Here is a 12,101-nt window from a genome sequence, read left to right on the forward strand (position 1 = left end):
TCTTAATTATATATTGCTGTAAAAATCAATTGTTTGTCCGTCATTTAACGTAATGATCGCTTTTTTGTAAGTTGCAGCGCGGCCAGATACGGCGCCTGCCTTAGTGTTGCGAGTTTTAAGTTTGCCGACGTATTTCATAGTGTTTACCGCCTTAACGTTAACACCATACATTGCCTCAATGGCGCCTTTAATCTGAATTTTGTTTGCTCTGTGATCAACTTTGAAAGCATAACGGTTAAGTTTCTCTGTTAATTGAGTTACTTTTTCAGTAAGTAGGGGTTTCTTTAAAATTTCCATAATTACTTAGCTAATGCTTCCTCCAAAGTTTTAAGAGCACCTGAAGTTAGTAACAGTTTACCAGCGTTTAACACATCATAAGTGTTAAGCTGCTCAACCGAAATAACTTTAGTTTTTTTCAGGTTTCTGCTTGATAAATACACATTGTTGTTTTCCACACCTGCTACTACTAATAACGTTTTGTCATCAGTAACATTCAGGTCGGCTTCCATTTTAATGTAGTTTTTAGTTTTGATGGTATCAAAATTAAAATCTTCCAATACTAAAATGTTGTTATCCTTTGCTTTGTATGATAAAGCCGATTTACGGGCCAGTGATTTAAGCTTTTTGTTTAATTTAAAGCTGTAATCGCGTGGTTGCGGACCGAAAACGCGACCACCACCGTTGAACAACGGAGATTTAACGCTACCTGCACGGGCACCACCTGTACCTTTTTGTTTATATAACTTGCGGGTTGAACCTGCAATTTCATTACGCTGTTTTGATTTGTGTGTACCCTGACGCTGGTTAGCTAAATACTGCTTAACATCAAGATAAATAGCGTGATCGTTGGGCTCAATACCGAATACCGACTCAGGAAGCTGCACCTTGGCACCTGTTTCTTTACCTGATACGTTTAATACGTTAACTTCCATCTTATTTATCAACTATTACGAATGAACCTTTAGCTCCTGGGATGGAACCTTTAACAACCAACAGGTTTTGCTCAGCGTAAACCTTAACCACTTGTAAGTTTTGTGTTTTAACACGTACGTTACCGGTTTGACCTGCCATGCGCATGCCTTTAAATACACGCGACGGCCATGATGACGCTCCTAAGGAACCCGGTGCACGTAAACGATTGTGCTGACCGTGAGTTTGCATACCCACACCCGCAAAACCGTGACGTTTTACCACACCCTGAAATCCTTTACCTTTTGAAGTACCAACCACATCCACATAATCTCCGGCGGCGAAAATATCAACAGTGATTGTATCACCTAATGATTTTTCATCCTCGAAAGATTTGAATTCAACGAGTTTACGTTTTGGGGTTGTACCGGCTTTTTGGAAGTGTCCTTTTAACGGACCAGAAGTGTTTTTTTCCTTTTTGTCGCCATATGCCAGCTGTACAGCAGCATATCCGTCTGTATCTACAGACTTAACTTGTGTTACCACGCAAGGGCCAGCTTCGATTACTGTACAAGGAATATTTTTCCCTGTTTCATCGAAAATGCTGGTCATTCCTACTTTTTTACCAATAATTCCTGACATTTTCTTAATTTGTTTGTGTCCATCGAAGCAGTAGGGCTTCGTTCAAGACATATTATTCCCCCCGAAAGGGACGGCAAAGATAGAAACTTTACAGTAATTATCAAATAGTTAATGAGTTATTTTTTTATAATTTTTGTATACATGTTTTAACAGGCGGTTTTAACCTATTGCATTGAAGGTGAAGTGGTTTGCTTTAGGCGTGAAAAGGCTGCTTATTGAGATGAGAAAGGCGGCTCTTTTATCGGATTCAAAGTGTACAATGAAAGGGAAAAAGTTTCTAATTTTTTCTTTAGAGGCTATACGATTGCACAGTGGAGAAGCCTTATGAGAGCCGGAGTAATTTAAGCATCTGATAGAATGATCTTACTATTTATACAACTTCATCTTGCTCAGTATCTCATTATCCGAAATACTATCGGTATCAGACTTATCGTATATCGAAATCAGATAAATAACTTCATCAACTATTTTCACATAAGTAATTACTCTTGCACCACCAGATTTACCTTTATTTTTTGAGGATATAGCTAACCTTATTTTGTAGCAATCATTGCCTAAAGATTTACCAGTGGTGGGATCTTCTTTTAATAAGGTCAATAATACAGATAGATCGCCTTTTAGAGATAAGTATTTTTTTGAGAGTTTTTTAAGTTCCCTCTCAAACGAAGGGGTTAGCAGAATTTTATAGCTCATTAAGCAACTGCTCTAATGTTTTAGCTTCAGCTTTACCTTCCTCGTGTAGTTTAACAAATTTCATAGATTCTTCAACATCATCCAGTATTTGTTTCTTTTTTGAAGCACGGCTCTGCTTTACATCTTCCGTTACAGATATTACTTTGCCTCCTAATTGTTCCACTAGATCAGCCAATGTTTTTCCCACCCTTTCAGGTATTTCTATCGTAAGCGTTGTCATATAACAAATTTAAACATTTTATAATAAATATAACGGTCGTTATAATTTACAAGTATATCACTCCTTTTTCCCGCAAATTGTTTGTATCATTAAGCCATGATTATTGTTATCCAATGTAAAGACCAGGTGGGACTTGTTGGTTCCATTTCAACCATATTAGCCAAACATCAGCTCAACATTGTTTCTATGCGCGAGCATGTGGACAAAGCCGAAAATATTTTCTTCGTGCGCCTGCAGGTAGAAGACGGTGACGATACCGGGTTGGAAGCTACTTTAAAAGAGGTGCTGCCCGAAGGGGCCACCATTTCGGTAAACCCTATCCCTCATAAAAAAGTGGTAGTGCTGGTAACTAAAGAGTACCATTGCCTGGCCGATATACTTATCCGCAACTTTTTTAACACGCTTGGTGCAAGTGTGCAATGCGTTATAGGTAACCACGCCACGCTGCAGGATATTTGTCAACGCTTTGATATGCCCTTTTACCACATCCCGCATGAACAGCCCAGCAAAGCCGAGTTTGAACAGAAACTTACCGATGTAATAGACCAATACTCGCCAGATTACCTGGTACTGGCCAAATTCATGCGTATCCTGTCGCCGGGCTTTGTGACTAAGTTCCCGATGCGGGTTATTAATATCCACCATTCATTTTTGCCGGCGTTTATTGGTGCTAATCCCTACCGCCAGGCTTTTGAACGCGGGGTAAAGCTCATCGGCGCCACTGCCCACTTTGTATCCAACGAATTGGATGAAGGGCCCATCATTGCCCAGCAGATCATCCCCGTAAATCATTCTTTTACCGCCACAGATATGGTTAAAGCCGGCCAGGAGATAGAATCATCTGTACTGGCAAATGCACTTAAACTGGTTTTTGAGGATAGGGTATTTGTTTACGGCAACAAAACAGTTGTTTTTTCCTAAGCCTTGCATCTCAATAAATTAAACTATCGATGGCTATTTTAACACTGTATTAATAATTACCATTTACATTTGTGCTATTACATCATCTATAAACCAATTATGAAAAAGCTTATTCTTATTGTTCTGTTTGCGGTTGTTTCCTGCACAGTAGTTTTTGGTCAACAGTTTACGGTGGCTACCTATAATTTGCGAAATGATAATACTACTAATGATGATTCGGTACGCGGCAACGGCTGGAAACAGCGCCTGCCGGTTATAGCTAAGCTTATCCAGTTTCACGATTTCGATATTTTTGGCACGCAGGAAGGCCTTTACCACCAACTGCAAAATTTAACTGCGGCCATGCCTGGCTATGCTTACACCGGTATAGGCAGGGACGATGGTAAAACCGAAGGTGAGTTTTCGGCCATATTTTATAAGACCAATAAATTTAAATTACTTAACCACGGCGATTTCTGGCTCTCTACCATAACCGACAAACCCAATAAAGGCTGGGATGCCGTACTGCCCAGGATCTGCTCGTGGGGTGCGTTCGAGGAAATAAAAACCGGCTACAAGTTTTTCTATTTTAACCTACACATGGATCATATTGGTGTAGTTGCCCGCAGGGAAAGTGCAAAACTGGCCCTTGCAAAAGCTAAAGAGCTTGCAGGCACCGCGCCGGTCATATTATCGGGCGATTTTAATGTAGATGAAACATCAGACAGCTATGCGGTGATCAATACATCGGGCGTATTGAAAGATGCTTTCGAGCTATCGCCATTAACGGATGCAGCGAGCGGCACCTTCAATAATTTTCAGCTTACAGAAATGCCCATAGGCCGGATAGACCATATTTTCCTGAGTAATGATTTTACCGTAAAACGCTACGGCATCCTTACCGATACCTATTGGTCGTTAAACCGTAAAAAGAAGAAATACGAGATCAAACTCCCATCAGACCATTACCCGGTTATGATTGTGGTAGAGCACAAGTAAAAGAATCAAGAAATAAGAGTCAAGAATCAAGAGAGCTGCTTTAAAAAAGAATCAAGAGGTAAGAGTCAAGAATCAAGATAGCTGCACTTTTATTGTGCAAAGCTTTTCTCTTGATTCTTGACTCTTACTTCTTGCCTCTCATCTCCCCTATTCCACTATCAAAGTGGCAATTGAATGCGGCAGACTTGTTGTTTTTGCCGCTTTGCCTTTTATCCAAAGACTGTAATCAATTTTTTCGTCGGTTTGATTCATTACTATTATAGCCAGTTTACCATCGGGATTTTGATATGCGGTGGTTAACAGTTTATCCCTGCTGGCAACAGCGCTGATGCGTTTGGCTCCCGGCTGAATGTATTTAGAGAAATGACCAAGGTAATAATATGATGCAGTATATATAAGGCTACCTGTTTTAGTATCGGCATGTATGGGGGCAAAGCAAAAGTTACCTACATGGTTAGGGCCGCCCTTTTCATCAAGCAGGATATTCCAGTCCGTCCAGGCTACGGTGCCTGCATTGAAATCATTGATCATAGATAAGCCATAGCGCTCGCCTATTGCCCAGTCGTTGATCTTAGCGATATCAAATTTCTCGATGCAGCCTTCGGTAAAGATCAGGTTTTTATCAGGGAACGATTCATGCACCCGGCGTGTAGCCTCAAATTGCTGCCCGGCACCTGTCCAGGTTTCATACCAGTGAAACCCAACTCCCCAAATGTATTTGGCGGCTTCGGGATCTTCCAGAATAGTACTGGCACGCTGATAAAGCAAATCGCGGTTATGATCCCATACAATAAGTTTTTTATCGGCCAGGCCTTGTTTCTGCAACGTTGGGCCTAAAAAATTCTTTACAAAATCGCGTTCTTCTTCAGCAGTATACATACATGATTCCCAGGTTTGTTTGGCCATAGGTTCGTTTTGTACAGTAAGGCCCCAAATAGGTACGCCTTCTTTTTCATAAGCTTTTATAAACTTCACATAAAAATTTGCCCAGCTTTGGTCAAACTCGGGTTTAAGCCTGCCGCCATGCAGTACGTCGTTGTTATCCTTCATAAACGCAGGCGGGCTCCAGGGCGATACAAACAGGTTTAGTTTACCGCCTGCCGCCGCTGTAGCTGCTTTAATAAAAGGTATGCGGTAGGTTTTATCATGGCTTATATCGAAAGTTTTAAGATCGGCGTCACCCTCTTTAACGTAGCCGTAGCTACTGCTGGAAAAATCGCAGCTTTGGATATTGGTGCGGCCCATGGTATAGCCAATGCCCTTTTCCTTATCGTAATAAGCCGTTAAAAATTCCTTTTGTTTGTCTTTGGGCAGTTTGTAAAACGTTTCGGCCGAGGCATCTGTTAATGCGCCGCCGATGCCCAGCATGGTTTGGAATGACTTTGCCGGATCAACAAAAACAGATACATCTGTTTCGGCAGGTTGAGGGCTGTCTTTAAATTGGAGGGTTTCTGTAGGGGTAAATTTGTAACCTGCTACCTTTTCAGACACAATAACTTTTACAGTTTTGTTGTTTGCCGAAAACGGAGCAGCCCCCTGGGCATTTACTGAGACAGCCCTCGCAAGACCGCCTGCAATAAAGCAGGTAACTAAAATTTGCTTTTTCATGATCTAATAAATTGGTTAATCCGGCTATCACTATTGCTAGCCGGTTAATCAACCGGGTTCTCAAGCTAAACCCAATTGATCGGCCCTAATATACCATTTTGAGCAATTATTTAATTTATATGCTGCGGCTTTCTTGTTAAATATGAAGCAGAAAGTGCTATCATCTGTCGGCATTATGGCCATGCCTTACCATATCCTTAACGGCATCGGCCAAAAAACTCTTGTCATCATCGGTAAGCATGGTGTGTTTTCCACCATCATTTACCTCGTAGGTGATTTTACCGCTATGGTCACTTTCGGCAACCAGTTCCTTGTCGCCGCGGCTATATTTTACGTAACCGTTTGGCGAGATACTTTTAATACCAGTTTTATCGGCAGTAAAATATGCCTGTCCCACGTATTCAATCCGGAGTTTGGCGCCGTTGTTATCCTCCACAATAACGGTATGCCTTTTATTACCGATGTGGCAGGCAGTAAGCATAGTTATACCGGCAACTGCTATTAATAATTGTAGTTTTTTCATGATGAATATATTTTAATGATCCATGTACATCACAAAGCTAATACAAAACACAGTACTATACAATACATAGTACCATATATTTTATTAATTTATTTTATCTTTTGTTATAAGCCGATAAAAGATCAGCCAACAAAATGCCGTTTATGGTCATCCCTGTTGTGTTACTATCGGTGATTGCCACATTGCTGAGGTTACAATCGGTTATTGTGGTGCCTTGCAAATTGCAATCTTCAAAACGCAGGGGGCGTTGTTGGGCACCTTCTTTATAAGCGGGATGCCCTTTCGGCGGCATACCTATATTATGGATGTAGGCCCCACCAAGCCGGGCATTACTTATTTCCAACCCGGTTAGGTCGGCATCGTGTATTTTCAGGTCTTGTATATTCACATTTGTAATTGCCACATTGCTAAGGTTGCAATTGGTTATCGTGGTGCCTTGTAAATTGCAATCTTCAAAACGCAGGGGGCGTTGTTGGGCACCTTCTTTATAAGCGGGATGCCCCTTTGGCGGCATACCTATATTATGGAAATAAGCACCGCCAAGCCGGGCATTACTTATTTCCAGCCCGGTTAGGTCGGCATCGTGTATTTTCAGGTCTTGTATACTTACGTTGTTAAAACTGGCATTGTTCATCATCATTATGCCAAAGGTTGAACCATCCAGCCTGGCTTCATTTACTTCAAGTATCTTTTGAGCTTGTTTAATAACAACCCGCTCTATATTATTGCTTTCCATCGTTTTATGTTTGGTTTAATCAAAGCTCGGCATTAGCTAAACAAATGGCAATGCCTGCAAAAGACAATTTAGCGGTGCATCTACGACATCTCCCCCTGCTACCGCTGCAACGTTACCGGACAACGGCTGTACGTATCCGAACATGTGAAAGTTGAAAAATATTACAAATATTTGATTATCAGTAATTTATATTAATGGCACATATTTTATATGTGTATATTTTACATTAACATCCAAAATCCATTTTTCAGCGCTTAGCTCATGAATACAGAAGATCATATCTGGAACCTAACGGTTAAAAAAATGACCAATGAGGCATCCGGACAAGAACTTCTGGAGTTGGAGGAACTGCTGCAAAAAAATCCGCTGATAAAGACCAAGCTAAACATGCTGTTTAACTGGGCTAATGACGACACGGAACATCAGCAGGCCAACGAAACCATAGATTTGCTTTTAGGATTAAAAAACGCAAGCCGCACAACCGAAGACAAAATGCCGGATTTTGATTTGATAAAAAACAAGATTGACAGAAAGCTAAACATTCAGCAACAAGCCATTGTCGCTATTAAAAAACAACCTTTAATTCACTTTGCTAATAACATTGCCATGATAAAAAACTATTTGAAGATAGCTGTAAGGCAGTTACTTAAACAAAAAATGTATTCGGCCATAAAAATTGGCGGCTTTGCACTGAGTATTGCTGCCTGTCTTTTAATTGCCCTGTACATCCGCAACGAAACAAGCTTTGATAAATACTACCCCGAGAGCGACCGCCTGTACAGGCTCATAGGCGAGTACAAAGACGGAGGCAGGGATGAAAAAGGTGTGGATTTCCCGGCACCTATGGCCCTGGCCCTAAAGTCGGATTTTCCAGAAGTTGAAAACGCAGGCCGATTGATGCCCAACTCACTTTTTTGGGGTGCGGGCGCTAATGAGTTAAAGCGCGCCGATGCTGCCGACAATACCCATGAAGAAGGTTTTGCCTATGCCGATCAGCCATTTTTGGATATCCTGCACATCCCCATGCTTTTTGGCGATGCACGCCATGCCCTTACCGAGCCCCTAACTATGGTGATATCAAAGGATAAGGCCGATAAGTATTTCCCGGGGCAAAACCCGGTTGGCAAGGTGATGTATTTAAATAACAACAAAGAAAAACCTTATCGCATTGCCGCTGTAATGCAAAACTTTCCGGCAACCTCGCATCTCCACTTTGATTTCCTGCTAACCCTTAAAGGAATTGAATTTTGGAATGGCGAGCAAAACTATTGGGGAGCGAGTAATTACAGCAATTATATTTTGCTAAAAAAAGGCACCAATATAGCACAGCTTGAAAAAAAGCTGACCGCCGGCATCCTTAAAACCTATGTAATACCCGAGATGATAAAAAGCGGCGACAAAAACGCCAGTACGGTAAGCAGCAAATCTTTTTTACATCTTCAACCTATCGGCGATATTAACCTAAAATCGTATGACATTCATGATGGCGCATCACATGGCGATATGCGATTTATATGGCTTTTTGGCGCGGTGGCTGGTTTTATATTAGTTATAGCGTGTATAAATTTCATCAACTTGTCTACAGCCAAATCTGCCAACCGCGCAAAGGAAGTGGGCTTGCGTAAGGTTGTGGGGTCGCAGCGCAGCGGCCTTATAGCGCAGTTTTTAACCGAATCAATGCTCTTCAGCTTTCTATCGTTTGCGCTGGGGCTGGTTTTGGCCGCGGTATTGTTGCCCTACTTTAACGTACTGGCATCAAAATCACTTACTATGCCCTGGCAGGAATGGTGGCTTGTGCCCACCATATTGATTGCAGCTATAGTTATTGGGGTTATAGCGGGAATATACCCGGCCTTTTACCTGTCATCTTTTAAACCTATCGAAGTATTGAAAGGAAAACTAAGCGTCGGCAGCAAAAGTTCGATACTACGCAACGGATTGGTTGTTTTTCAGTTCACTACATCTATAATCCTCATCATCAGTACGTTTATCATTTATAACCAGATGAAATACATCCTCAACAAAAAAGTAGGATTTGAAAAAGACCAGGTTGTGATGATACAAGGCACCAATACCTTAGATAACCAGGTGCTGAGCTTTAAAAACGAACTACTAAAACTACCATCGGTAAAAAGTGCATCTATCAGCGATTTTCTGCCTGTATCTGGCACCAAACGCAACGGCAACATGTTTTATAATGAGGGTAAAAGAAAAGAAGAAGCTGGTGTTGGCTCGCAGTTTTGGGATATAGATGCCGATTATATTAAAACAATGGGTATGAAACTGGTTGCCGGGCGCAATTTTAACCCTACTATGAAAACCGATTCGCAAGCGGTTATCATTAACCAAACCCTGGCCAACAAACTTAACCTTAAAAATCCCATTGGCAAACGGATCACCAATTACGGCGCACCCATGCTGGTTATTGGCGTAGTGCAGGATTTTAATTTTGAATCTATGCGTGATGGTATCCAAGGTATGGTGTTTCATTTGAGCAACAGCCCTTCCATTGTATCGGTTAAGGTAAAAAGCAGCGATATGAAAAAGGCGCTGGCAGATATTACCGCTACCTGGAAAAGCTTTGCCCCTAATCAACCTATCCGTTACAATTTTATGGACGAACGTTTTGCCAGCATGTATGCCGATGTACAGCGCATGGGCCGCATATTCACCAGCTTTGCTATATTGGCTATTATAGTGGCCTGCCTGGGGCTGTTTGCCTTAGCCGCCTTTATGGCCGAGCAACGCGGTAAAGAAATTGGCATCCGTAAGGTATTAGGTGCAAGCACTGTCAATATCACCCGGTTATTATCATTTGATTTTATAAAGCTTGTGTTTATAGCTATAGTTATAGCATCGCCAATAGCATGGTGGGCCATGACCAAATGGCTGCAGGATTTCACCTACCGGATAAGCATTGGCTGGGAAATTTTTGCATTGGCAGGTATGGTGGCCATAGTGATAGCCCTGTTTACGGTGAGCTTTCAATCCATTAAAGCGGCGATAGCCAACCCTATAGATAGTTTAAGAAGCGAATAAGCTCCCGATATTTTCAAACCCAATTAACCTCACACAAACAAGCCGGCCCATAAATGGACCGGCTTTATTATTGGACATATAGATAGCACCTGACTATTTATTCTTTTCGGCCCATTGCTTTATGGCAGTGATAGCCTCGTACAATACACCTGCCTCGCCCCTGAAATCACCGGAGCCTTCTGGTTTGCCGGTTTGTACGTTGTACCACTCATAAAAACCTTTGTTGGCAATAACCCTGTCCAACATGGGCGACAGTTCATTATAAGCATCTGTTGGCATATTGTATGATAGCAACGGGGCAATCATACGGCCGCCAAACCAAGTCCAGTCGCCACCGTTTTGATAATTGTAGGGGGCCATGTTAGGATACACTTCTTTTGGATACGGCGGGTAAACAGTAATACCAATGGTAGCATGTTTTTCTTTGGCTGCGGCAGCCAGCATTTGGCGGTTTATTTCCTTAACCTCGGCAGGTGTGTTAAACCCGGCCTGTATAGCGCAGATAGATCCGCCTAAATAAAGGATCTGGTCTTCATTAAAACTCGGCGGAAAAGGGCTCCCGTTTAAATAAATATGCGGGTGGTATTTTTGCGCTGTAGCATCCCACAAATGCTTACGCACATTTTTGGTGATGCCCGCTGACACCGCTGCCCAATTTTTTGTGCTTTTGTAGTTTTTGGGTTTCATGGCTATAAAATCATGAAGTGCCTTTACATACATAGCGTTATCATAAATATCTATACTCCACTTGGTCTTATCGTTAATGGCTACGCCCCAGCCACCTTCGGCCTGCACATCGCCCCAATCAATAGTGGTGGCGCCGGTTACCAAACCGTACTTTGCCGACCATCTATCTTTTTGAATATAATTAAACGCATCTTCCATGCGCTGCAAAACGGTTCTATCGCCAATAACCTCATTAAGGATGGTGACATCACCGGTAACATCAATGTATTTTTTTACGGCTTGTACCAATGACGATTCCTGATCGGTTTCCACGGTATTTTTATGTGCCGCCCAGCCACGCAATAACGGCGAATAACGATAGGCGTAACCTACATTAGCCGTGGCGCTGTCAACAACACCATCCACTATATTACCGTCTGCACCCTGGATCTTAAAAAACATCAGGAGCTTACTTTTTACCTCTTCTTTGGGATGCATCTTTAGCGAGCCTTTAATAAATGTATTAAAATCCCTGATCCAAACTTCGGCATAGGATGTACCTGCCGAAAACCCAGAAAGCAACTTTAATCCACGCGTTTGTATAGTATCTAAGCGGGCATCAGCCAAAATAGTTTTTGCAAGCTGGGTATTGTTGGTTTGTGCCCGGGTGTTTAACGCACACGCAGATAATAGAATAAGAAAAGCAGATAACGATCGCTTCATAAATAAGGGAGTTAACGATAAATAGTTGGTTATGCAATAGCAAGTGAAAACAATCACTTATTATGTACAAACATACATACATTAAATATATTTCCAAATTTACACAGAGGATTTTTGCAGAATTATTGAATGTTTGCTTGAGGTGCTTCTTAACTCTCCTCTTAACGATTTATAAACTTAAAAAAATACGGTTGAATAAAGCACAATGCCCTATTATATAAATAATGAAAATGAAACCTTTTTAATTACTACAGGTTTTGCTTAATATAATCCTCTTATGAAACCGCTATTTTTCACATTGGTCAATCACCTTCACTTGAAGGTGATACCCGACACACAGGTACACCTTGACGGGCGCCCGGTGATCAGCTATAATTATAACGTTTATATAGACAGTGCCAAGGGTGATCTACATCCGCATTAAGTAAAAAGCCAATTGCAGA

Annotated in this window: 13 protein-coding genes; 4 read left to right on the forward strand and 9 right to left on the reverse strand. The window is 41.6% G+C overall.

The window, feature by feature from the left end; genetic code table 11:
• Positions 1-6 precede the first annotated feature (6 nt).
• The 5 genes from rplW to BLS59_RS13520 form a co-directional block, all read right to left on the reverse strand.
• A complete protein-coding gene (rplW, locus tag BLS59_RS13500; RefSeq protein WP_090643376.1) occupies positions 7-297 on the reverse strand; it encodes a 50S ribosomal protein L23 in 291 nt (96 codons plus the stop codon).
• 2 nt (positions 298-299) lie between these two features.
• A complete protein-coding gene (gene rplD, locus BLS59_RS13505; protein ID WP_091149802.1) occupies positions 300-932 on the reverse strand; it encodes a 50S ribosomal protein L4 in 633 nt (210 codons plus the stop codon).
• Position 933: 1 nt separating this feature from the next.
• Positions 934-1,551, reverse strand: a complete 618-nt coding sequence (gene rplC, locus BLS59_RS13510) for a 50S ribosomal protein L3 (protein WP_091149803.1) — start codon at positions 1,549-1,551, stop codon at positions 934-936.
• Positions 1,552-1,917: 366 nt separating this feature from the next.
• Positions 1,918-2,244, reverse strand: coding sequence for a type II toxin-antitoxin system RelE family toxin (locus BLS59_RS13515; protein ID WP_091149804.1), 327 nt, complete (start codon positions 2,242-2,244; stop codon positions 1,918-1,920).
• Positions 2,234-2,464: a hypothetical protein gene (locus BLS59_RS13520; RefSeq protein WP_091149805.1), complete on the reverse strand. Its 231-nt coding sequence runs from the start codon at positions 2,462-2,464 to the stop codon at positions 2,234-2,236. Before BLS59_RS13520 ends, BLS59_RS13515 begins: the two co-directional genes overlap by 11 nt.
• A gap of 96 nt (positions 2,465-2,560) precedes the next feature.
• On the opposite strand from BLS59_RS13520, the gene purU reads away from it, so the two are divergent.
• Both purU and BLS59_RS13530 read left to right on the forward strand, forming a co-directional pair.
• Entirely contained in the window at positions 2,561-3,385 is an 825-nt protein-coding gene (purU, locus tag BLS59_RS13525) for a formyltetrahydrofolate deformylase (RefSeq protein WP_091149806.1), read from the forward strand.
• Positions 3,386-3,484: 99 nt separating this feature from the next.
• The gene (locus BLS59_RS13530; RefSeq protein WP_091149807.1) at positions 3,485-4,363 is read left to right on the forward strand and encodes an endonuclease/exonuclease/phosphatase family protein; all 879 of its coding nucleotides are present in this window, start codon (positions 3,485-3,487) and stop codon (positions 4,361-4,363) included.
• 147 nt (positions 4,364-4,510) lie between these two features.
• On the opposite strand, the gene BLS59_RS13535 is transcribed toward BLS59_RS13530, so the two are convergent.
• The 3 genes from BLS59_RS13535 to BLS59_RS13545 form a co-directional block, all read right to left on the reverse strand.
• Positions 4,511-5,971 carry a glycoside hydrolase family 30 protein gene (locus tag BLS59_RS13535; RefSeq protein WP_091149808.1) on the reverse strand — a complete coding sequence of 487 codons (1,461 nt, stop codon included), beginning with the start codon at positions 5,969-5,971 and terminating at the stop codon, positions 4,511-4,513.
• 160 nt (positions 5,972-6,131) lie between these two features.
• Positions 6,132-6,494, reverse strand: coding sequence for a hypothetical protein (locus tag BLS59_RS13540; RefSeq protein WP_091149809.1), 363 nt, complete (start codon positions 6,492-6,494; stop codon positions 6,132-6,134).
• 94 nt (positions 6,495-6,588) lie between these two features.
• The gene (locus BLS59_RS13545) at positions 6,589-7,230 is read right to left on the reverse strand and encodes a pentapeptide repeat-containing protein (RefSeq protein ID WP_091149810.1); all 642 of its coding nucleotides are present in this window, start codon (positions 7,228-7,230) and stop codon (positions 6,589-6,591) included.
• Positions 7,231-7,491: 261 nt separating this feature from the next.
• On the opposite strand from BLS59_RS13545, the gene BLS59_RS13550 reads away from it, so the two are divergent.
• Complete coding sequence (locus BLS59_RS13550) at positions 7,492-10,269, forward strand: ABC transporter permease (RefSeq protein ID WP_240315234.1); 2,778 nt, start codon at positions 7,492-7,494, stop codon at positions 10,267-10,269.
• Positions 10,270-10,362: 93 nt separating this feature from the next.
• On the opposite strand, the gene BLS59_RS13555 is transcribed toward BLS59_RS13550, so the two are convergent.
• Positions 10,363-11,658, reverse strand: coding sequence for a glucosidase family protein (locus BLS59_RS13555; RefSeq protein ID WP_091149811.1), 1,296 nt, complete (start codon positions 11,656-11,658; stop codon positions 10,363-10,365).
• Positions 11,659-11,935: 277 nt separating this feature from the next.
• Here BLS59_RS13555 and BLS59_RS31605 point away from each other — a divergent pair, with 277 nt between their 5' ends.
• Positions 11,936-12,082, forward strand: a complete 147-nt coding sequence (locus BLS59_RS31605) for a hypothetical protein (RefSeq protein WP_162842628.1) — start codon at positions 11,936-11,938, stop codon at positions 12,080-12,082.
• Positions 12,083-12,101: the final 19 nt, after the last annotated feature.

Source organism: Mucilaginibacter pineti, assembly GCF_900101875.1.
GTDB classification, from domain to species: Bacteria; Bacteroidota; Bacteroidia; order Sphingobacteriales; family Sphingobacteriaceae; genus Mucilaginibacter; species Mucilaginibacter pineti.

Excerpts from the sequence above, each read along its gene's own strand:
- rplW (WP_090643376.1), bottom strand. The coding sequence starts at position 297 with ATGGAAATTTTAAAGAAACCCCTACTTACTGAAAAAGTAACTCAATTA.
- rplD (WP_091149802.1), bottom strand. The coding sequence starts at position 932 with ATGGAAGTTAACGTATTAAACGTATCAGGTAAAGAAACAGGTGCCAAG.
- rplC (WP_091149803.1), bottom strand. The coding sequence starts at position 1,551 with ATGTCAGGAATTATTGGTAAAAAAGTAGGAATGACCAGCATTTTCGAT.
- BLS59_RS13515 (WP_091149804.1), bottom strand. The coding sequence starts at position 2,244 with ATGAGCTATAAAATTCTGCTAACCCCTTCGTTTGAGAGGGAACTTAAA.
- BLS59_RS13520 (WP_091149805.1), bottom strand. The coding sequence starts at position 2,464 with ATGACAACGCTTACGATAGAAATACCTGAAAGGGTGGGAAAAACATTG.
- purU (WP_091149806.1), top strand. The coding sequence starts at position 2,561 with ATGATTATTGTTATCCAATGTAAAGACCAGGTGGGACTTGTTGGTTCC.
- BLS59_RS13530 (WP_091149807.1), top strand. The coding sequence starts at position 3,485 with ATGAAAAAGCTTATTCTTATTGTTCTGTTTGCGGTTGTTTCCTGCACA.
- BLS59_RS13535 (WP_091149808.1), bottom strand. The coding sequence starts at position 5,971 with ATGAAAAAGCAAATTTTAGTTACCTGCTTTATTGCAGGCGGTCTTGCG.
- BLS59_RS13540 (WP_091149809.1), bottom strand. The coding sequence starts at position 6,494 with ATGAAAAAACTACAATTATTAATAGCAGTTGCCGGTATAACTATGCTT.
- BLS59_RS13545 (WP_091149810.1), bottom strand. The coding sequence starts at position 7,230 with ATGGAAAGCAATAATATAGAGCGGGTTGTTATTAAACAAGCTCAAAAG.
- BLS59_RS13550 (WP_240315234.1), top strand. The coding sequence starts at position 7,492 with ATGAATACAGAAGATCATATCTGGAACCTAACGGTTAAAAAAATGACC.
- BLS59_RS13555 (WP_091149811.1), bottom strand. The coding sequence starts at position 11,658 with ATGAAGCGATCGTTATCTGCTTTTCTTATTCTATTATCTGCGTGTGCG.
- BLS59_RS31605 (WP_162842628.1), top strand. The coding sequence starts at position 11,936 with ATGAAACCGCTATTTTTCACATTGGTCAATCACCTTCACTTGAAGGTG.